Source organism: Alteromonas aestuariivivens (genome assembly GCF_003367475.1).
Classification (GTDB): domain Bacteria; phylum Pseudomonadota; class Gammaproteobacteria; order Enterobacterales; family Alteromonadaceae; genus Alteromonas; species Alteromonas aestuariivivens.
This window is the reverse complement of the sequence record NZ_QRHA01000001.1, coordinates 269,792-290,149: the sequence shown is the minus strand read 5'-3', so window position 1 is coordinate 290,149 and position 20,358 is coordinate 269,792. Positions and strand designations below refer to the sequence as shown.

At 52.9% G+C, this 20,358-nt stretch carries 17 protein-coding genes and 1 other RNA gene; 9 read left to right on the top strand and 9 right to left on the bottom strand.

Annotated elements, in window-relative coordinates:
* Positions 1-18 precede the first annotated feature (18 nt).
* From DXV75_RS01200 to gcvT, 4 genes are all read right to left on the bottom strand, one after another.
* On the bottom strand, positions 19-1,041 hold the full coding sequence (locus DXV75_RS01200; RefSeq protein WP_115591399.1) for a hypothetical protein: 1,023 nt from the start codon (positions 1,039-1,041) through the stop codon (positions 19-21).
* Positions 1,042-2,171: 1,130 nt separating this feature from the next.
* The gene (gcvP, locus tag DXV75_RS01190) at positions 2,172-5,069 is read right to left on the bottom strand and encodes an aminomethyl-transferring glycine dehydrogenase (RefSeq protein ID WP_115591397.1); all 2,898 of its coding nucleotides are present in this window, start codon (positions 5,067-5,069) and stop codon (positions 2,172-2,174) included.
* A gap of 85 nt (positions 5,070-5,154) precedes the next feature.
* Positions 5,155-5,544, bottom strand: coding sequence for a glycine cleavage system protein GcvH (gcvH, locus tag DXV75_RS01185; protein WP_115591396.1), 390 nt, complete (start codon positions 5,542-5,544; stop codon positions 5,155-5,157).
* A 41-nt stretch (positions 5,545-5,585) separates the two neighbouring features.
* Entirely contained in the window at positions 5,586-6,665 is a 1,080-nt protein-coding gene (gcvT, locus tag DXV75_RS01180) for a glycine cleavage system aminomethyltransferase GcvT (RefSeq protein WP_115591395.1), read from the bottom strand.
* 135 nt (positions 6,666-6,800) lie between these two features.
* Between gcvT and DXV75_RS01175 the strand changes: the two genes are divergently transcribed.
* Entirely contained in the window at positions 6,801-7,649 is an 849-nt protein-coding gene (locus DXV75_RS01175) for a LysR family transcriptional regulator (RefSeq protein ID WP_115591394.1), read from the top strand.
* Positions 7,650-7,735: 86 nt separating this feature from the next.
* Positions 7,736-9,058, top strand: coding sequence for a Na+/H+ antiporter NhaC family protein (locus DXV75_RS01170; RefSeq protein ID WP_245953077.1), 1,323 nt, complete (start codon positions 7,736-7,738; stop codon positions 9,056-9,058).
* A gap of 29 nt (positions 9,059-9,087) precedes the next feature.
* On the opposite strand, the gene DXV75_RS01165 is transcribed toward DXV75_RS01170, so the two are convergent.
* Genes DXV75_RS01165 through DXV75_RS01145 form a run of 5 tightly spaced genes read right to left on the bottom strand, consistent with a single transcriptional unit; the run spans position 9,088 to position 14,703 of the window.
* Complete coding sequence (locus DXV75_RS01165) at positions 9,088-10,371, bottom strand: M24 family metallopeptidase (protein ID WP_115591393.1); 1,284 nt, start codon at positions 10,369-10,371, stop codon at positions 9,088-9,090.
* A 40-nt stretch (positions 10,372-10,411) separates the two neighbouring features.
* Positions 10,412-11,584 carry an FAD-dependent monooxygenase gene (locus DXV75_RS01160; protein WP_115591392.1) on the bottom strand — a complete coding sequence of 391 codons (1,173 nt, stop codon included), beginning with the start codon at positions 11,582-11,584 and terminating at the stop codon, positions 10,412-10,414.
* A gap of 13 nt (positions 11,585-11,597) precedes the next feature.
* Positions 11,598-12,809 carry a 2-octaprenyl-6-methoxyphenyl hydroxylase gene (gene ubiH, locus DXV75_RS01155; RefSeq protein ID WP_115591391.1) on the bottom strand — a complete coding sequence of 404 codons (1,212 nt, stop codon included), beginning with the start codon at positions 12,807-12,809 and terminating at the stop codon, positions 11,598-11,600.
* A 4-nt stretch (positions 12,810-12,813) separates the two neighbouring features.
* Positions 12,814-14,124, bottom strand: a complete 1,311-nt coding sequence (pepP, locus tag DXV75_RS01150) for a Xaa-Pro aminopeptidase (protein WP_115591390.1) — start codon at positions 14,122-14,124, stop codon at positions 12,814-12,816.
* Positions 14,125-14,136: 12 nt separating this feature from the next.
* A complete protein-coding gene (locus DXV75_RS01145; RefSeq protein ID WP_115591722.1) occupies positions 14,137-14,703 on the bottom strand; it encodes a UPF0149 family protein in 567 nt (188 codons plus the stop codon).
* A gap of 331 nt (positions 14,704-15,034) precedes the next feature.
* Here DXV75_RS01145 and DXV75_RS17050 point away from each other — a divergent pair, with 331 nt between their 5' ends.
* The 7 genes from DXV75_RS17050 (at position 15,035) to rpiA (ending at position 20,318) form a co-directional block, all read left to right on the top strand.
* A complete protein-coding gene (locus DXV75_RS17050; protein WP_147291779.1) occupies positions 15,035-15,226 on the top strand; it encodes a hypothetical protein in 192 nt (63 codons plus the stop codon).
* 6 nt (positions 15,227-15,232) lie between these two features.
* A non-coding RNA gene (gene ssrS / locus DXV75_RS01140) (6S RNA) lies at positions 15,233-15,414 on the top strand.
* 24 nt (positions 15,415-15,438) lie between these two features.
* A complete protein-coding gene (locus DXV75_RS01135; protein ID WP_115591389.1) occupies positions 15,439-16,335 on the top strand; it encodes a ribokinase in 897 nt (298 codons plus the stop codon).
* Between the two features lie 18 nt (positions 16,336-16,353).
* Complete coding sequence (locus DXV75_RS01130; protein ID WP_115591388.1) at positions 16,354-17,295, top strand: nucleoside hydrolase; 942 nt, start codon at positions 16,354-16,356, stop codon at positions 17,293-17,295.
* A gap of 60 nt (positions 17,296-17,355) precedes the next feature.
* Positions 17,356-18,990 (top strand): hybrid sensor histidine kinase/response regulator, encoded by a 1,635-nt coding sequence (locus tag DXV75_RS01125; protein ID WP_115591387.1) that lies wholly within the window; start codon positions 17,356-17,358, stop codon positions 18,988-18,990.
* Positions 18,987-19,619, top strand: a complete 633-nt coding sequence (locus tag DXV75_RS01120; protein ID WP_115591386.1) for a 5-formyltetrahydrofolate cyclo-ligase — start codon at positions 18,987-18,989, stop codon at positions 19,617-19,619. Before DXV75_RS01125 ends, DXV75_RS01120 begins: the two co-directional genes overlap by 4 nt.
* A gap of 45 nt (positions 19,620-19,664) precedes the next feature.
* The gene (gene rpiA, locus DXV75_RS01115; RefSeq protein ID WP_115591385.1) at positions 19,665-20,318 is read left to right on the top strand and encodes a ribose-5-phosphate isomerase RpiA; all 654 of its coding nucleotides are present in this window, start codon (positions 19,665-19,667) and stop codon (positions 20,316-20,318) included.
* The last annotated feature ends 40 nt before the right edge of the window (positions 20,319-20,358 follow it).

The window sequence follows — 20,358 nt, the reverse complement described above, 5'->3', positions numbered from 1 at the left end:
CCACAATTTCCCCCGTTCCTAAATTAGCCTTCGTTCTGGTTCTAAATGAGACAATATCAATCCGAGATGTAGCGGATTACTTCCTCCAAAATATGGGTTGTGCGTGCGATATGTCCTGGATGTTATGGTTGTTAAAGAGCTTTCAAACTCTTCCAAAAACCTTAACCAGTGTTGCATTGGATCATCATCAGATAATTTGCACTCAGGGTAACCCATCATCTTTTTGACTAGGAATGCTTTCAAGAATTCATACTGACCTTCACTGTTCCAAATAGCAAAAAACGTACTCCACCGCTCGGATGAGGGAGGAGGGTTATCAGCATCAGTAACAAATTCATGAATATTTCTATATCCAAGGATAGCGCTTATATAATAGATAGCTCCCTCCCAGTATGCTCCTATCTCAAAAATTGATTTGCTGTCCACAGGGTAAGCGGGAAAAGCCGCGATTTTGGCAATTCGAAATCCATTGATGATATCTATGTACTTGGTATGCCAATCGTCATCGGGATTGAGGTGCCTGCCCTCTACAAAATAAAAGTGACGTCCATTTAATTCAAAACGTTCAGCCAACGGAGGGCTAGGAATGGCCGACTTACCAGTCGTCGATATGAATGCATCACTGTTAACATCAGATAATGGTAGCTCACCGGCCTCAGCCTTCCCCAACATATCGACAAACCAACCTGCATACTTATAATTTTTTCCTAAAGATAAGGCTAAAAGTCTCGGAAATCTTTCCTTTATCAACTCAGCGAGTTCTGAAACATTACAGTTCACTGCATCACGCCACCCAAAATACTCATTACCGCTGGATCCGCTGGTATGAAGGGCATTTTCAAAACAGCTTTCCTCAAGCACTTCCATGCCATCATATTTTTTATATCCCGAGGAGTAATACGGGACTAGTTGAAGACGCCAATGAATACCCGAGGACGACATCCCGCAATATATAGCTAGATTTTGATATCCCTGCTTGTGAAGCTCGTGAATTGCCCTGAGCAGTCTCAAAGATCTTCGAACTATCGGCTCTTCTATCATAAATTTAGTATCCCAAAATGATCAAACAGTGACTCATAAAACTAGAATAATCATACCATTACAATCTACCATCGATATTACCTATGAATAGGATGTTTAACTAAATTAGTTGGCTCGACATCATGATTAACAAGCCGAAAAAATTATGACAACCGAATGGTTTGGTGCACCGTCGCCGGTTCGCTATGATGTAGAAAACAACTAGGAAACCCTGGAGCGAAAAATGTGTGAGCCGAGCAGTACACTCAAGCTTTGTACATGTGAAAATGAAATAAATAAATCCAAACCTTACTGGATACTATATCGTTGTACCCGAAAAGGACCGCCAAATATGATTATGGGCACCTTTATAGAGCCTGAGAGCTCTGTACTTTCAACTTTCAACTGGGCTAGCAAACACCTTAATGAATCTGATAGCTGCTTTGACTTTTCATATCACCCAAAGGACCAAGACCGCCTGAAGCTTTTCGTCAATGATAGATGCTTCGCATTTACGTATGATGACCGCAGTAAAAGATGGTGTGACGACTGGTACCAATTGGAACCAGAAACAAGTTTCGAGGAAGTCAAATCAGGGAAGGTAGAGCTGTTATAATTCGTACAGCCAGGGCTAATATCGTCTAGTAAAACTGTCCAATATTCATGGAACCAACTAACCTCCGAATCAGGATCAGATTAGGGCCCTACATATTCGTTTATGTTAATCTGCAAACATCGTCCAATCCAAGAGCAAAAACGGCAAAAAAAACTGTTTTCCCAATATTTTAATGACAAAATTGTACAAAAAGATTTCCTAATATACTCTAGATATGCCTACGCAACTCATTACTTAGCTCGGTTTGTAGTGGTCAATCACTCTCTGATTCAGTCGTCTAATTGTTTTTATATCTGATACTTGAATGTTCTTCATTTAATCAGCGCTGATATTCCAGTATTTTCATTTATCTAATATAGCTCATCTTTCAGCAGATCATTCTTCCGAAGTAAGAGCTTTTTTTAGCAAAAAGATACTGCTTTAGTTTTTTGAAATGCAATAAAAAAGGGCCTTTCGGCCCTTTTCACAAACTTCATTTGATTCACAAACTTTATTTATCGTACACAAACTTCATTCGGAATCGACAACAAAAATATCACTCATCCCGATACGTATCCATGGTCGGGCAGGAACACATGAGGTTGCGGTCGCCGAATACGTCGTCAATACGGTTAACGCTGGGCCAGAACTTGTTGCGGGCCACTTCAGGAGCCGGATAGGCGGCCAGGTTTCGATCGTAGCTGCGGCTCCAGTCGCTGTCGCAAATGTCAGCCAGAGTGTGTGGCGCATTGTGAAGCGGGTTGTCGGTGGCATCCCACTCGCCGCTTTCCACTTTGGCAATTTCTTTGCGAATGCTGATCATAGCGTTGATGAAGCGATCCAGTTCATACTTGGCTTCGGATTCGGTGGGCTCGATCATCAGCGTACCGGCTACCGGGAAGCTCATGGTTGGCGCATGGAAACCGTAATCGTTCAGACGCTTGGCAATATCCACTTCGGTTACACCAGAAGCTTCTTTGAGCGGGCGCAGATCGATAATACATTCGTGGGCAACCCGGTCGTTACGACCTTTGAACAGCACGTTGTAGTGGCCTTCCAGTGACTTGGCCACGTAGTTGGCATTCAGAATCGCCACTTCGGTAGCTTTGCGAAGGCCGGCTGAACCCATCATTTTAATGTACATATAGCTAATAGGCAGAATAGACGCACTGCCCCACGGAGCTGCCGAAACCGCACCGCAGTCTTTACCGGCATTCTCAATATTCACCACCGCGTGATTGGGCAGGAATGGGGCCAGGTGTGATTTCACACCAATAGGGCCCATACCCGGGCCACCGCCACCGTGTGGAATGCAGAAGGTTTTGTGCAGGTTTAGGTGCGAAACGTCCGAACCAATATAGCCCGGTGCAGTAATGCCAACCTGTGCATTCATATTGGCGCCGTCCATGTATACCTGGCCACCGTGCTGATGCACGATGTCGCAGATTTCACGGATGGTTTCCTCATACACTCCATGGGTAGAGGGATAAGTGATCATGGCACAGGAAAGGTGGTCGCCCACTTCTTCCGCTTTGGCGCGCAGGTCGGCCAGATCCACGTTACCGTTCTTGTCGCAATCTACCACCACAACCTTCAGGCTAACCATTTGGGCCGAGGCCGGGTTGGTACCGTGAGCCGAACTGGGGATCAGGCACACATTACGGTGGCCTTCGCCGCGGCTTTCGTGATAACGCTGGATGGCCAGCAAACCGGCGTATTCGCCCTGGGCACCGGAGTTCGGCTGCATGGAAAGTGCATCGTAGCCGGTGATGTTAATCAGCCAGTCGCTCAGTTCACCAATCATTTCCTGGTAGCCTTTGGCCTGCTCAAGCGGAGCAAACGGGTGCAACTGACCGAATTCCGGCCAGGTAACCGGGATCATCTCGGCGGTGGCGTTGAGTTTCATGGTGCAGGAGCCCAGTGAAATCATCGAATGGTTCAGAGCCAGATCTTTGTTTTCCAGCGCCTTGATATAACGCAGCATCTCAGTTTCAGAGTGATACTGGTTGAATACCTCGTGGGTGAGAATGTCATCGGTGCGCTGTAAATCAGCCGGAATCGACTGGCTGCCCTGGGTGGTCACTTCGGCGTCCAGCGTGTCGATATCCAGGCCGTGTGCGTCGCCCAGCAATACGTTTAGCAGGGCCAGAATGTCGGCACGGGTGGTGGTTTCATCCAGAGAAATACCCACGGCCCCTTCCAGGTCGGCGCGCAGGTTAATGCCCGCGGCGTAGGCTTTGCTGAGCACGGCCTGCTTGTCGCCCACCAGCACGGTGAGGGTGTCAAACCAGGTGCTGTGCTTCAGGCCCAGGCCTTTCTGGGTCAGGCCGGTAGCCAGAATATCAGCGAAGCGGTGAATGCGCTGGGCAATGGTTTTAAGGCCCTTCGGGCCATGGTACACCGCATAGAAACTGGCCATGTTAGCCAGCAATACCTGTGCGGTACAGATGTTGGAGTTGGCCTTTTCACGGCGAATGTGCTGTTCACGGGTTTGCAGCGCCATACGCAGTGCCGGGCGACCACGGGTGTCTTTACTCACACCAATAATACGCCCTGGCAGTGAACGCTTGTACGCGTCGCGGGTTGCAAAGAAAGCCGCGTGCGGGCCACCGTACCCCATAGGGACACCAAAGCGCTGGGCACTGCCCAGAGCTACGTCTGCACCCAGTTCACCGGGCGATTTCAGCATCACCAGGCTCATCAGGTCTGCCGCTACGGCCACTATGCTTTTTTTGGCCTGAACCGCAGCAATGATGTCGCGAATGTCGGCCACCTCACCGGTGGTACCGGGGTACTGCAATAAAGCGCCAAACACATCGTGATCGGCGGCTTCGCTCGCCGGGCCGGTAACGATGCCAAAACCAAACATTTCCGCGCGGGTTTCTACCACGTCACGGGTTTGCGGGTGCACGTCGTCGGCAATGAAGAACAGGTTGGCTTTTTTGTTTTTCGAAACCCGCTTGGCCAGCGCCATGGCTTCGGCAGCCGCGGTACCTTCATCAAGCAAAGAAGCAGAGGCCAGTTCCAGGCCGGTTAAATCAATGGTGACCTGCTGGAAGTTCAGGATGGCTTCCAGACGGCCCTGAGCGATTTCCGGCTGATAAGGGGTATAAGCAGTATACCAGCCCGGGTTTTCCACTACGTTGCGCAGGATCACATTCGGCACATGAGTATCGTAATAGCCCATACCAATAAACGAGCGGTTGATGGTGTTCTTGGCGGCCACGGCTTTTAATGCCGCCAGCGCTTCAACTTCTGTCGCGCCCTCTCCTACTTCAATGGGTTTATCCAGCTGAATGGCGGCAGGCACGGTTTGAGCCATCAAATCGTCCAGCGATTCGGCGCCAACGGTTTCCAGCATGGCTTGAATTTCTTGCTCGCCCGGGCCAATGTGGCGGCGAATAAAGGCGTTTTTTTGCTCCAGCTGAGCCAGAGTAGGAGATGAATTCGACATATATCTCTAATGGATCTGCAATGATTAAATGAAAACGAAAGGGGCTTTGCACGCCCCTTTCACACAGTATTCAGCTTGCGCCGGCTTATTCTTCGTCGATGCTGTTTTCGTAGCCGTCGGCGTCGAGCAGGTCTTCCGCTTCAGAAGGATCGTCGGCTTTGATTTTGAACATCCAGCCGTCTCCGTAGGGGTCGGAATTCACCAACTCCGGAGAATCTTCCAGATCTTCGTTCACTTCCACAATTTCACCGCTGATGGGCGCGTATACGTCAGAAGCGGCCTTAACCGATTCTGCAACGGCAATGTCGTCTCCGGTGCTGACTTTGTCACCGACATCCGGCAATTCGACAAACACCATATCACCCAGCAGATCCTGAGCGTGCTCAGAAATACCTACGGTAAATACGCCATCTCCTTCTGGGCGCACCCATTCATGGGTAGCCGCGTAACGTAAATCGGTTGGGATGTTGCTCATAATTTTTCCTGATCTAGTTAGAGTCTGTTTATCTGTGTTAATTACAAAACGCTTTTGCCATTGCGAACAAAACTGGGTTTAACCACTTTTACTGTAACCCACTTTTTGCGCATTTCCACTTCCACCGTTTCGCCCACATTGGCCGGTACGCGGGCCAATGCAATGGCGTGCCCCAGGGTGGGTGAAAAGGTGCCGGACGTGATGATGCCTTCGCCGTTTTCGGTGTTGATTTTCTGGCCTGCGCGCAGCACGCCTTTTTCTGTCATCACCAGGCCAACCAGCTTGTCGGTGCCCGCTTCACGTTGCGCTTCAAGCGCCTTGCGGCCGACAAAATCGCGCTCTGCCGGTTCCCAGGTGATGGTCCAGCCCATATTGGCCGCCAGTGGCGAAATGGTTTCGTCCATATCCTGGCCGTACAGGTTCATACCCGCTTCCAGGCGCAGGGTGTCCCGCGCGCCCAAGCCACAGGGTTTTACACCCGCATCCAGCAAACCTTGCCAGAACTGTCCGGCCTGCGCTTCGGGTACCATAATTTCGTAACCCGCTTCACCGGTATAACCCGTGGTGGCAATAAACAGGTCTTCCGCCTGCACACCAAAGAACGGCTTCATTCCCGCCACAGCTTCTTTTTGCGCGGCGCTGAACAAAGTAGCTGCCTTCTCTTTAGCATTCGGCCCCTGTACCGCAATCATGGCAAATTCCGGGCGCTCGGTAATGATCACGTCAAAACCCTGGGCTTTGTCCAGCAACCAGTTCATGTCTTTTTCACGGGTGGCCGAGTTCACAACCAAACGGTAGTTGGTGGCGTCGAAGTGGTACACAATCAGGTCATCCACTACTCCACCTTCCTCATTGAGCATACCGCTGTAGAGGGCTTTGCCCTTGTCTTTGAGCTTGTCCACGTCGTTGGCCAGCAAATAACGCAAGTAGTCTTTGGCCTGCAGGCCGGTTACGTCAACAATGGTCATGTGGGAAACGTCGAACATACCGGCGTCCTGGCGAACGGCATTGTGTTCTTCAATTTGCGAACCGTAATTGATGGGCATGTCCCATCCGAAGAAATCCACCATTTTGGCACCGGCTTCCAGGTGCTTGGCATGAAGGGCAGTGGTGCTGGTCATCCGACTCACTCTTGTCTTAAATAAAATCGTTAAAAAGTATAGGAGTTCGGTCAGGCAGCAACAAATTGGAATTTCTTATCATTACATTTGCAAATATAATGTATTTACTTCACTACATCAGAATTTCAAATCTATATGAAACAATTGTCGCTGGATAATTTACGCACCTTTGTCAGTGTGATTGAGCTGGGCGGCTACGCCAAAGCCGGAGAACTACTGGGGCGTTCACAACCGGCCATCAGCCTGCAAATCAAAAAGCTAGAAGAACAAACCGGGCGCAAATTGTTTACCAAGGTGGGGCAACGGCACCTGCCCAGTCCCGACGGCAACTGGCTGTACCCTAAGGCCAAGGAAATGCTGGCCATGAACGACGCCATTTTTCGCAGCCTGAACCCGGCCCCATTGAGCGGCAGATTAAGGCTGGGCATACCCAACGAATTTGCTTCCACTCTGTTGCCCGGTTTGATTGGCGAGTTTTCCAAGCGCTACCCTGACGTGTCTCTGGAAGTCACCTCGGCACTAAGCCGGGATCTGCTCGCCCCGGCCCGACGCAACAGTTTCGACCTGATTCTGGCACTGGTGAATCCCAAGCAGCAGACCGACGGCCAGCGCGTGATTGAAGACGATATGGTATGGGTGGGCGACCCCTCCCATTCGCTGGTGGGCGACAACATTTCCCTGGTCCTGGCGCCGGATGGCTGCATGTACCGTAGCCGCGTAATTGAACAGCTCAAACAGCAAACCCGGGCATGGAAAATTGCTTACACCAATGCGGATCTGTCCGGCCTGGTTGCTGCCATTCAGGAGGGGCTGGGTATTACTGCACTGGCCCGCTCCAGCATGCCATCGCAACTTACGGTATTACAACACCCTTACCTGCCTCGCCTCGGTACGGTAGACATCTGCCTGTTCAACCAGGACACCCAGCACCCGGTGGTAAGCAAAACTCTGGCGGATTTTATTCGCTCCCGTTTAACGGGCTGATCCTTGTTGAAGTCGGCTCGTCTTGTGTCTGTTCCCGACAAACACTATACTTCCGGACGTCTAAACGTCCTTTAGAGAGTGGTATTTTGTCTGAGCATCTAACAAACCGGGGTAAACTGGCGCTATTGCCCCTGGCGGTCTTCCTGTTGTTTTTCCTTGGTGCCGGTTTTTATTATCAGTCTCAGGGCGTGGAATATGCGTTCTACCAGCTGCCGGCACCCGTAGCCATTTTACCGGCCATATTACTGGCGGTATTTTTGTCCCGCGAATCCCTGAGCCAGACCATTCACCAGTTTGTTGACGGTGCCGGGCACCACAACATCATTACCATGTGCCTGATTTACCTGTTGGCGGGGGCATTTTCCGCCGTCGCCAACACCACCGGCGGCGTAGATTCCACCGTGGCATTGGGGCTAACCCTCATTCCAACCGACTGGCTGCTGCCAGGGCTGTTTTTGCTCAGCGCGTTTGTAGCCACTGCCATGGGTACTTCCATGGGCACATTGGCTGCCATGGCGCCAATTGGCCTGGGCATGGCCGAAACCACCGGCATTTCACTGCCGTTGATGGCGGGGGTACTGATGAGCGGTGCCATGTTTGGCGACAATCTGTCGATCATTTCTGACACTACCATTGCCGCCACCCGCACCCAGGGCTGCCAGATGCGCGACAAATTCATGCAGAACATCAAGTTGGCCATCCCCGCCGCACTGCTGACACTGGTTTTCCTGATCTGGAACAGCCCTTCGGTGGAAATTGCAGAGCCGACGGCTGCCAACCCCTGGCAGGCGCTTCCCTACTTGCTGATCCTGCTGCTGGCGGTGGCCGGAGTTAATGTATTTGCCGTGCTGACGCTGGGCATTGTCAGCTGCGTTTTGATGGGCGTGTGGCAGGCAGACTACCCGGCGGGGCAACTGGGGCAGGACATCTACAGCGGCTTCGGGCAAATGCAGGAAGTATTCATTCTTTCCATGCTGATTGGCGGTCTTTCCGAACTGATGCGCCGCCAGGGCGGGCTGAGCTATCTGGTGGAACGGCTGCAAAAACTCGCTGGCCGCCTGTCTCGTCACGACCATGCCAGCCACAGCCTGGCCATAGCCGGGCTTATCAGCGTGACCAACCTGTGTGTGGCCAATAACACCGTATCTATCATTGTGGCGGGTGAAGCGGCCAAACGGCTGGCTGAGCACGGCGAAATACCGCCCAAGCAAAGTGCCAGCCTGCTGGATATTTTCGCCTGCATCGTACAGGGGCTTTTACCCTACGGAGCCCAGGCGTTGCTGCTTGGGGCCAGCTTCAGTATTTCGCCGGTATCGCTGGTGCCCTACGTGTACTACTGTTTCATACTGGGCCTGGTGGCCGTGGGTTTTGTCATCTGGCAGCTATTGCAGGCGAATCAGACGGATTAAAAAAGCCTGCGTACAGCAGGCTTTCATCGTTAACCAAATTTCGCCTCAGCGAGCGTGCCAATCGGCTCCTCCAGACTCGCCGGGGGCACAGTAAACCACTGGGGGCCCTGCTCTGTCATGTAAAGGCAGTCCTCCAGTCGCACACCAAATTCGCCGGGAATATAAATGCCCGGTTCGTCAGAGAAACACATTCCAGGCTTCAGTGGTGTGATTTCCTCAAGTACAAAATTCACACTTTCGTGGCCTTCCATACCAATGCCGTGCCCGGTGCGGTGCGACAGGCCCGGCAACGCATACTCGGGGCCGTAACCCAGAGTCTGGTAATAATCCCGCACGGCTTTATCAACCTGCCCCGCCGCCACGCCAATTTGCGCCTTTTCAAACGCGATTTGCTGGCCCTTGCGCACACTCTTCCATACCTGGTGCTGCTTTTTGCTCGGCTCACCGAAAACAAAGGTGCGGCTGATGTCTGACTGGTACCCATGTACGTTACAGCCGCAATCCATCAGGATCAGCGAACCTTCCTGAATTTCCTGCGACTGACGGGTACCGTGGGGGTAGGCGCTGGCTTCATTAAACAGCGCCATGTTCCAGGTGCCTTTGCCCCCCAATCGTTGTTGGGCACCATCCATAAGCGCTTTCACATCGCTCTGGCTCATACCCAGGGTAAGCTGCCCGTAAACATGTTCGTATGCCTTGAGTGTTACTTCGTTGGCCTTGTGCATCAGAGCCAACTCATGGGCACTTTTGTACATGCGGCATCCGCGGGTGACAGGCTCTGCGCTGACGTGTGTCATGCCCGGCAACAGGGCCATCACTTCACTGAGTACGAAGTAACGCACGCTGTTTTCAAACGCCAGCTTGCCCTTGTCCAGTTTCCACTCAGTCAGTAATTCTTTCACCCGTTCGAACGGGCTTTGGTGCTCCTGCCATACCCGCACCTCACTGCCTACGGCCATGGACTCGCGCACACTGGGCTCTTCGAAAAACGGGGTGACGACGGCGGGTTCGCCTTCCTGTGGCACAACCAGTGCGGTCAAACGCTCACTGCGCCACCACTGGATGCCGCTGAAGTAATCCATGGCGGCACCGGGCTCCAGGATCATGGCCGACACGCCCTGCTCGGCCATCAGCTTCTGTGCTGTTTTAATGCGCTGACGACGCTCTGCCACACTAATGGGTTCCACCGAACCGGTGATATCCGATAAAGTATGAGAGCTTGAAGCACCTGACTGCGCCGCTCCGGCCAGGCCAGAAAGCCCCAGTGTACCCAAACCTAAACCGGTCATTTTTAAAAAGCTGCGTTTGTTCATCTCGTTATTCCAGCAAAATAAAGTAAAAATTTAGTGTTGGTTACAAGCCCATGGCCCTTACAATCCACTGACGTTTGAGGGCGGGAATGGCGTTGGTTGCGCTCAGCCCTACTCCACGCAGCAACTTTCTGAGTGGGTCGTCTCCGGCAAACAGGCTTTTGAAGCCATCCATCGCCGCTATCATTTTCACCGCTTCAGCTTTACGGGCCCGTTCAAACGGCCGCAGATAACGCTGGCGGGAAAAGTCTTTGCCCTGCTGGTGCAAACGCGTGATCTCACGAGCCAGCGCCAGTGCATCCTGCATTCCCAGATTGGCGCCCTGCCCGGCAAGTGGGTGCACGGTATGAGCGGCATCACCAATGATAACCACACCGTCTTTTACCCATTCACGGGCGTAACGCATGGTAAGCGGGAAACAGGCCCGCTCACTGATCAGCTCCAGCGGGCCAAGCACACTGTTACTGGTGGCTGAGAGCTGATGTGCAAACGCCTGCTCATCTTTTGCCATCAGTTCCCTGGCATGCTGATGCTGCTGCGACCACACAATGGAACAGGTGTGCGGGTCCGCCATCGGCAACAGTGCCAATGGCCCATGGGGGGTAAATACCTGTCGGGCGACCCGGTTATGGGGTTCGCTGCAGCGGATATTGGCGACAATCGCAGTGTGACCATAATCCCTGAAATTCAGTGGCAAATTGGCCTGCTGACGAATAAAGGAGTTTGCGCCGTCGGCGCCCACCAGTAACCGGCAAGCCACCACATCGTCAGTGTCGAGCATCAGCATGGTCTCCTGCTGGCCCCACAATATCTTGCTGATGCGGCCGTTGATGAAGGTAAGGTTATCCTGGGTGGCGCACGCTTTAGCCAGCCCGTTCACCAACAGCTGATTTTCAACTATATGACCAAGGTGCTCCGCCGCAACCTCCCGGCAATCAAATTCAATACGGCCAAAACTGTCCTGGTCCCACACCTGCATAGCGGTATAGGCACACAGGCGTTCGGCAGGCATGTGTTGCCAGGCTCCCAACTCAGTAAGAGCCTGCTGATTGGCACTGTTAATGGCGCTGACCCTCAGCAGCGGTTCAGTGCCCACTGGCAGAATAACCGGCTCGTCGCTAATGAGCGCCACCTGCAGTGGCAAATCTTTCAGCGCACGGGCCAGAGTCTGCCCTACCAGGCCTGCGCCAATAATGGCGATGTCTACCTTGTTCATGATTGCTCCGGGCTCACGCTTTGGGTCCAAATCCGGTGGTCTGGCGCACAAACCTTTGTTTGAGCGCCGACAGGTTATCCATACTGATAAGCCCTATATTCCGGGCCGCCTGCAGCGGCCAGTGTGAATTGGAAAACAACCTCACCAGCGAATCGGTCAGTGAAATGGTGGCCTGGCGATCACCTTGCCGGCTTTGCTGGAAACGGTGCAATACCGAGAATGCACCGGGGTCCGGCTCACTCTCAAGAGAGTCAATCAGGCCAATCACATCCCTTAATCCTAAATTAAAACCCTGCCCGGCAATCGGATGCAAAGTCTGTGCGGCATTACCTATGGTTACAACGCGGTGAGAGATTGCCGGATCTGCGGTACGCAGCACCAGCGGATAGTGGGTTCTTTTGCCAACCCCTTCAATGATACCGTGCCGATAGCCAAAGGCCGCTTGGAGCTGGCGAACAAACTCAGCATCGGTGCACTTCAGCAAGCGCTTGGCTTGTTCAGGAGGCAGAGTCCATACCATAGCGAAGCCATAACTACCGGATTGCGATTCGCTAACACCGCCATGGTTGAATGGCAGAAAGGCCAGTGGCCCAAACGGCGTAAAGCGCTCATACGCCCAGTTGTTGTGAGGCTCTGAGGTACGCACATTGGCAACAATGGCGGTCTGGTTGTAATCGTCAGAGCGGTGCTGCAGCCCCAACTGATTGCCCAGTTCAGATCGCCCTCCGTCGGCCAGCACCAATAATCTGGCGCGCAGGGTATGGCCGTTGTCGAGCGTAACCGTAACACTCTCTTGCTGGCGGTTGACCTCAGTTACTGACGCAGGCGCATGAATACTAAGGCGCGGGTGACTTTCCACGCGAAATGCCTTGCCCAGTTCGGTCAGCGCCACTACCCGGCCAAATGCGGGCAATCCATGCTGCCGTGCGTCCAACTGGCACAGGCCCGCAGCGCCCTGCTCCGATACCTGAATACGGGTGATCTCAGCGGCATGACTGACATTCAGGCTGACACCCAGCTTTTCGAGTTCATCCAGGGTTCGTTTGGCCAGAGCAATGACCCGGGCGTCGAATCCGGGGTGGCGTTCATCGACAGAAAACGAGTTGGCGTCAATAAGACTTACCCGGCAGTGAGTGCGAGCCAGCAATCCTTTCGCCAGCAGGCTGCCCACGGTGCCGCCGCCTACAATGGCAATATCCGTTTCGGTTCCAGGGGTTTCTGTCACACGGCTACCCCTTCATCAAAACTTCGATGCCCGCCACGGTTTTGGGCACATCCGCAGTGAGAATTTCAACCCCGGTAGCGGTGATGGCTACGTTGTCTTCAATACGCACACCAATGCCCCGGTAGGCTTCGGGCACCTGCGGCTGGTTCGGAAAATACAGCCCGGGTTCCACCGTGATCACCATACCCGGTTGCAGGGGGCGGTCTTCTCCATTCAGCTTATAATCACCCACATCGTGCACATCGAGGCCAAGATAATGCCCCAGCCCATGCAGGAAGTATTGCTGCCATGCTTTGGATGCAATATTTTCATCTACCGTACCTTTGAGTATGTTCAGCTTCACCAGGCCTTCTGTGAGTATTCTCACCGCCACTGCACTGGCCTCGGGCAAGGTTACCCCGGGCTTGAGCATGGCCAGCACCCCTTCCTGGGCATCCAGCACCAGATTATAAATAGCCTTTTGCGCTTCACTGAAGGTACCTGAAACCGGGAAGGTACGGGTGATGTCTGCCGCATAACCCTGATATTCTGCACCGGCATCGATCAATACCAGATCGCCGGCCTGCAACTGGCTGGCGTTCTCGGTGTAATGCAGAATGCAGGCATTCTCGCCGCTGCCGACTATGGTGCCGTAGGCGGGAGAGCGGGCTCCGGCCATGGCGAATTCGTGATGGATTTCTGCTTCCAACTGGTATTCAAAGCGCCCCGGCGCAGAAAACTTCATGGCCCGGCAGTGTGCAGCCGCCGTAATTTGCGCTGCGGCTTTCATGGCCGCCACTTCACAGGCCGATTTAAACAGCCGCATTTCGTGCAGCATGGGGCGAATGTCCATGATGCCACCTGGCGCGCGGTTTTCCTTTGGGGCCTGTCTGAGCAGGGCCAGAGCTTCCTGAACCAGGTTGTCTGCCGCGTCATTATCACCAAGTGCAAAGTAAAGCTGTTGGTGCCCTTCAAGCCACTCCGGTAAAATGTCTTCCAGTTCGTCAAGCTCGTAGGCTTCATCCACGCTGAAGCGCACCAGGGCTTGCTCTGCGCCCAGCCGCCGCCCGTGCCAGACTTCAGCTTGAGGGTCTTTCGGCAGGCACACCATCGCCCGGTAGGAGCCACCGTGACGGGAATGGTTTGACAGCAACAGCCAGGCATCAGGCTCTTCAAAACCGGTGAGGTACCAAAAATCACTGTTCTGCCTGAACAGATACTCGGTGTCCCGGCTGCGGGTTACCAGTGAGGCTGCGGGGATTAAGCACACACTGTCCGGCAGGCACTGGGCCAGCAAACGTTCCTGTCGGGCAATAAATTCCTGACTGCTGATCATGGCAAGCCCCAGTTAATGCACCGAAGGCTTTTCGTTCTGGTCTTCCAGCAACGACTGGCCCAGCTCGTTAAAGCACAGCAAGGCTGAGATTTTTACATACTCCACCACTTCATACAGAGCCCGCTCAGAATCTTCGTCTTCACTCATAGGCTCTTCCATACGGGCAATCTCAGCAAAATCTTCCAGCGCTTCTTTCACATCCTCGGAGCATTGCATTAAATCCTGCTGGTGCAACCCAAACCCGAGCATAAAACCCTGTACCCAGTTGATGAGGGCAACGCCCCTGTCATTAATGGGAGCCTGGTCATCGGGCAGCATCAATTGCAGTGCAAATTCGGCCTCGACAAATTGCTGGCAGGTTTGCTGAAACAGGCTATCGAGAATTTGTGCCACAGACTGTGGGAAAGTTTCGCCCTGATTGCAGGTATCGCTCAGAGCACTGATCCATTGGCGTTCGGTCAAAGACATGCCACCACAAAGCATGCCACATAAAGTACCGTGTACTTCTGCTGCGTCGACAACCATCCCTTGTTGTGACAATCGGTTGGTAACGCTGTCGTAATCCAGTTGTTTATCCACGGAAAATTCCACTATCATTTTTCGGTATGCTAGCAAATTCAACCTGCAAAACCCAGCATGTACAGCACCGGATCCCCTCTGTTTGGGTAAGGATTGGGCTATTGCCCCGCAGCCGAATTGAATATTGATGTGAACCACTTTCCCATCCAGACACTGCAGTGAATGAACTCACAAAAGGGAAAGTGCGATAGTTTCGAGCGAAATGCGGCACTCCTTATGAGCATAGCTCAATCCACAGAGCTTGTTACCTTAGTTGTACAAAGGCAGAAATGGACACCATTTTATTGCACATAAGCGCGAGAGTAACTGGCGGTCGAAGCCAGATTTGGTTATGATCGCCGCCAACAGGACGTTGACTCGCTCGATTCTGGCTGTATTGGTTGTAGCAACTAAAAAACACGCCGCTTCCGTGCACTTCAAACAGACGGCGCAACCCGGTTCCGAATGTGAAGCTGGTCTATCCGGCAAGGTGAGTAGCTTCACCTCCATCGGCGTTTGGTATAACCTGTTGCGTAACGCATGATAACTATGTCTCCTGGGATGTTTGCCAGTTCATTCATGTCCCTGGCCGATGCTACTTAAAAGGAAGTTGACTTTGTGACTATTGCGCAGGCTCGGCGCGTACCGAGAAGCCTACGGTCATGACGATTCTTCCACCGTGTCCTTTTCGGCACACGGGCGAACGATGGACAGCGGCATTTTGGGAGACACCCCCTTTAACGATGGTATTACTCAATGGCAATCATTAATTTCGGTTCCATTAATATCGACCATGTCTATCAGGTCGATCATTTTGTCCAGCCGGGTGAAACCCTGGCCTCTTCACATTATCAGCAACTTCTTGGCGGCAAAGGGGCTAATCAGTCTATCGCCCTTGCCCAGGCCGGAGGCAATGTAAAACACGTTGGCAGCATTAACGAACACGATGCCAGTTTCAAACAGGCGCTGATAAAAAGCGGCGTTGACTGCCGCTTCCTGAGTTGCTCTGACGTGCCCACGGGGCACGCCATTATTCAGGTCACCCCCAGCGGTGAAAATGCAATTGTGCTATTCGGTGGCGCCAATCAAACCATATCGTCCAAAGACGTTGAAAGAGCGCTGCTTGACAGCCGGGCCTCAGACTGGGTACTCACCCAGAATGAAACCAGTTGCATCGAAGAAGTGCTGCGTTCAGCCAAAGCCAAACACCTTAAGGTAGCCTTCAACCCTGCGCCCATGAGTGAATCTGTCAAACAGTTGCCGTATGAGTGCATTGACCTGCTGATTGTGAATGAAACAGAAGCGGCAGCCATTACCGGCGAGCCTGAGCTGGACGACATCATTGCCCATTTTAAAGCCAACTGGCAACATGCCGAAGTGATCATTACACTGGGCAAACAGGGTGTGATCATGTTACGCCGCGAGCAGACCATTGAGGTCAGTGCGTTCAGTGTTGACGCTGTAGACACCACGGCCGCCGGTGACACCTTTATTGGCTACTTTCTGTCAGCGTATGCAGAACATGCCGACGCCCGAAAAGCATTGGTTCGGGGCTGCGCCGCATCAGCCATTTCGGTAACCCGGGAAGGAGCGGCACAATCAATTCCAAGCCAAAAAGAAGTCGATCGTTTTCTGGCCAAACACGCTGGTTAATCAACATTCGAGTAAAGTATGACTCATAAAATAATTCTGGACACGGACCCTGGTATCGACGATGCCATGGCAATCTTTTTTGCCTTTCAACACCCTCAAATCGAAGTTCTGGGCCTGACCACCGTGTACGGCAACGTACCGGTGACCATGGCAGCGCGCAACGCTGTTACACTTTGTGAACTGGCAGGCCAGGAAATTCCGGTTACCCAGGGAGTAGGTATGCCGTGGGTAGGGCCGGAATCCGGTTACGCCCATTTTGTGCATGGCGACGACGGCTTTGGCAACATTGGTTTTCCGGCTTCTGACAAACCTCTGGACCCGCGCAGTTCAGCCCAATACATCGTCGATATGGCCCGCCAGTATCCCGGCGAAATCACTCTGGTAGCCATTGGCCCGCTGGGCAATCTCGCGCTGGCTTTGCGGCTTGAGCCGGAACTGCCCAAGCTGGTAAAAGGGGTGAGCATTATGGGTGGCGCAGCGTTTGTTCCCGGGAATGTGACTCCGGTTGCCGAAGCCAACATCTGGAATGATGCCCATGCGGCCGAGATTGTTTTTGCTGCTGACTGGGAACTCACCATGTTTGGCCTGGATGTGACCAACAAGGTGCACTTCCCCCCCAGTTTTGTTGAAACCCTGGCGCAGAAAAATCCCAAACTGGGTGGCTTTGTGCAAAAGGCCGCGCAGTTTTACATTGACTTCTACTCCCTGGGTAAGGATGAGCACTTCTGCTGTTTCCACGATGCATTTCCGATTGCGCATCTTATCCACCCCGAGCTGTTTGAACTGACCGAAGGGCATGCCCGGGTTTCCACCGACCCGCTGAACCGGGGCCAGACTTCAGTCGCACCAGCAGGTACAACCGCCAGCCCTGACTGGCTGAATGCCAGCACCATTAAAGTCGCCACCAAGGTTGACGCCAGTGCGCTGGAGAAACTGTTCATCGAAACCTACGCACTCTGAGTTTACGATGGTGAAGGTGCAGTGCACCTTCACGCCAGTAATAGTGTTAAGGATGCAGAAGTGACAACAGGCAGCCCTTTCAAGCTTCCGGAAATGCCTCACAACGAACCGTTGAGGCTTTCTGAGTTATGCCAGTACGGAGTGCTGGACACCGAAGAAGAAGCCCTGTTTGACGAAATTACCGAACTGGCAGCACAGGTGTGCCAGACCCCCATCGCTTTAATCAGTCTGGTCGATGCCGACCGCCAGTGGTTTAAATCCCACAAGGGTCTTGACGTCAGGGAGACCGACCGCAAGGTGGCATTCTGTGCCCACGCTATTCTGCACGATGAGATCATGGAGATTGCCGACGCCCGAAAGGACCCGCGCTTTGCCCAGAATCCACTGGTCACCGGCCCACCGCACATCCGGTTTTACGCAGGCGTCCCCTTGGTCAGTGAATCCGGCTATCGCCTTGGTACCCTTTGCGTGATCAGCGATCGCCCGCATACTCTCAACTCTGTCCAGAAACAATCGTTAAAAACGCTGTCGAAGTCGGTGATGAGTCACCTTGAACTTAGACGCAAAAACAGCCTGCTGGCTGAGCAGAGCCAGTTAAAAAGCGATTTCTTATCCTACGTCAGCCATGAGGTAAAAACGCCCCTCAATGCAATAAACAGCTTCAGTCAGCTGCTGCTGGAAGAAGCCAGGGCCAGCAAAGATTCTGCAAACAAATTGGAAGCACTCAACCACATACATACCAGCGGTACCAGATTGCTGGAAGTGGTTAACTCGATTCTGGATCTGCGACAGATGGAGGCAGGAACCCTGGAGCTTACACCCAGAAGTGTAAAATCAAGGGCGTTGTTCACTCACGTGTTTTCTTTTGCGGAACAGCAAAGCAAAATCAAAGGGGTGGAATTGACAACTACCCTTTCTCAATCCTTGCCAGAATGGATTTATCTGGACGACAACAAATTCACCCAGATAGTGGTTAATTTACTGAGCAATGCGATAAAGTTTACACCAGCAGGGCAATCTGTTTGTTGCAACGTGAACTGGCAGCAGCGCGGCATTGTGATTACCGTAAAGGACAACGGGCCGGGAATTTCCTCACAGGAGCTTGAGCATTTATTCACCCCCTTTGTGCGCCTGGCCTCAGCCAGACATACCGAGGGTTCAGGCCTCGGCATGGCGATCACCAAGGCACTGATTGATCTGATGAAAGGCCACATCCATGTGGACAGTGAGCTCGGCAAGGGCACGAGCATCGAGGTGATCGTGCCTGTAAACACCTCAACTTCTCAGCAAGCGAACCCTGACGGGATTTCACCAGCAACTGACTGCACGGATGTTCTGGTAGTAGAAGACAACGAAATTAACCGGCTGGTGATGCAAGCCCTGCTGGCCCCATTTCCCTGCCGGGTGGTGACTGCCGATACCGGTGAACAGGCAATTGACGCCTGTGAGAACAACAGCTTCGGGCTGATACTGATGGACCTCAACCTGCCGGGAATGTCTGGTTTGGAAGCCAGCCAAACCATTTGCAAGCGGTATCCGCAGGCTTGTATCGTGGCCCTGACCGCCGACTCCCTGGTTGATGAGCACAAACTAAGGGCTGCCGGCATCAGTCAAAAACTGACCAAACCGGTGGATAAAATCCAGCTCAGCGAACTGCTTAAGCAGTTATTGGCCAATAAAGATAACCACAAATGACACAGCTCAACGATGCCCGTAATGCGCTCAGGCGTGAACTGCGCCGGGCCCGTCGCCAGTTAACCCCGGCGCAGCAGCAGCGGGCGGCCGTTCAACTGCTTGAACAGTGGCAAAGGCATTTTCATGCCGTTCCCGGACGTGTTGCTCTCTATCTGGCCAACGACGGCGAGGTCAGCTTGCAGCCCCTGCTTCAGTGGCTGCAGTGCAACCGTGCAGAAATCACCTTGCCTGTGCTTCATCCGTTCAGTGGCAACGCTTTACTGTTTCAGCGTTATATGAACACAACCCCAATGCACCTGAATCGCTTTGGTATCGAGGAACCGGTTTTGGACTGCACGGCTGTTCGGCTTGTGCCGCAACACGATATGATTTTACTGCCACTGGTAGGCTTTGATGCTGCCGGTAACCGGTTGGGCATGGGTGGCGGCTTCTATGATCGCACCCTGGCGGGGCTGATCGAGGCTGACAAGCGCCCGCTTTTGCTGGGTGTGGCCCACGAATGCCAGCAGGTACGGAACTTGCCGGTGGAGTCCTGGGACATTCCGCTTGACGGAATTCTCACGCCCGCAGGCTTCATCAGCGCAAGTAGCAGAATTTTAGACGCGAACACCAAAGGGCATCACATTTAACCCGAATTCAGGTACACTTCGGCAAAATTTCAGGAGTCTATAACTATGGATCAGAATACCAAAAAGCAGGCGGTTGCCCTGGCTGCACTGGATTACATTGAAGCTGACACCATCATTGGTGTTGGCACCGGCTCTACCGTAAATTTCTTTATTGATGCCCTGGCTGACATCAAACACAAACTGGCAGGCGCCGTATCCAGTTCAGTGGCTTCAACGGCCAGGCTGAAAGCACTGGGTATTGACGTGTTTGAACTCAACGAAGTGGACAGTCTGTCGATTTACGTTGATGGTGCCGACGAAGTCACTCCCCACAAACACATGATTAAAGGTGGGGGTGCCGCGCTCACCCAGGAAAAAATTGTTGCCGCGGTAGCCAAAAAGTTTGTCTGCATTGTGGATGACACCAAGCAGGTGGATGTGCTCGGCGACTTTCCCCTGCCGGTGGAAGTGATTCCGATGGCCCGTTCCTATGTGGCAAGGGAGCTGGTCAAACTGGGCGGCGATCCGGTGTGGCGCCAGGGCGTAATTACCGATAACGGTAATGTGATTCTGGACGTGCATAACCTCAAAATTCTCAACCCGCGGGAAATGGAATCCACCATCAATAATATTGCCGGCGTGGTCACCAACGGCATTTTTGCCCATCGAGGTGCAGATGTGGTGCTGGTTGCTACCGAGCAGGGCGTTGAGACTCATTAACAGTTCACACCGCTGGCCTGGCCTTGCAGGCAAGCCTGCA

Bases quoted from the DNA above. Each gene is read 5' to 3' on its own strand.
- DXV75_RS01120 (WP_115591386.1), top strand. From the start codon at position 18,987: ATGACACAGCTCAACGATGCCCGTAATGCGCTCAGGCGTGAACTGCGC.
- DXV75_RS01200 (WP_115591399.1), bottom strand. From the start codon at position 1,041: ATGATAGAAGAGCCGATAGTTCGAAGATCTTTGAGACTGCTCAGGGCA.
- gcvH (WP_115591396.1), bottom strand. From the start codon at position 5,544: ATGAGCAACATCCCAACCGATTTACGTTACGCGGCTACCCATGAATGG.
- DXV75_RS01135 (WP_115591389.1), top strand. From the start codon at position 15,439: ATGGCAATCATTAATTTCGGTTCCATTAATATCGACCATGTCTATCAG.
- gcvT (WP_115591395.1), bottom strand. From the start codon at position 6,665: ATGACCAGCACCACTGCCCTTCATGCCAAGCACCTGGAAGCCGGTGCC.
- DXV75_RS01130 (WP_115591388.1), top strand. From the start codon at position 16,354: ATGACTCATAAAATAATTCTGGACACGGACCCTGGTATCGACGATGCC.
- gcvP (WP_115591397.1), bottom strand. From the start codon at position 5,069: ATGTCGAATTCATCTCCTACTCTGGCTCAGCTGGAGCAAAAAAACGCC.
- DXV75_RS17050 (WP_147291779.1), top strand. From the start codon at position 15,035: ATGATCGCCGCCAACAGGACGTTGACTCGCTCGATTCTGGCTGTATTG.
- rpiA (WP_115591385.1), top strand. From the start codon at position 19,665: ATGGATCAGAATACCAAAAAGCAGGCGGTTGCCCTGGCTGCACTGGAT.
- DXV75_RS01175 (WP_115591394.1), top strand. From the start codon at position 6,801: ATGAAACAATTGTCGCTGGATAATTTACGCACCTTTGTCAGTGTGATT.
- pepP (WP_115591390.1), bottom strand. From the start codon at position 14,124: ATGATCAGCAGTCAGGAATTTATTGCCCGACAGGAACGTTTGCTGGCC.
- DXV75_RS01160 (WP_115591392.1), bottom strand. From the start codon at position 11,584: ATGAACAAGGTAGACATCGCCATTATTGGCGCAGGCCTGGTAGGGCAG.
- DXV75_RS01165 (WP_115591393.1), bottom strand. From the start codon at position 10,371: ATGAACAAACGCAGCTTTTTAAAAATGACCGGTTTAGGTTTGGGTACA.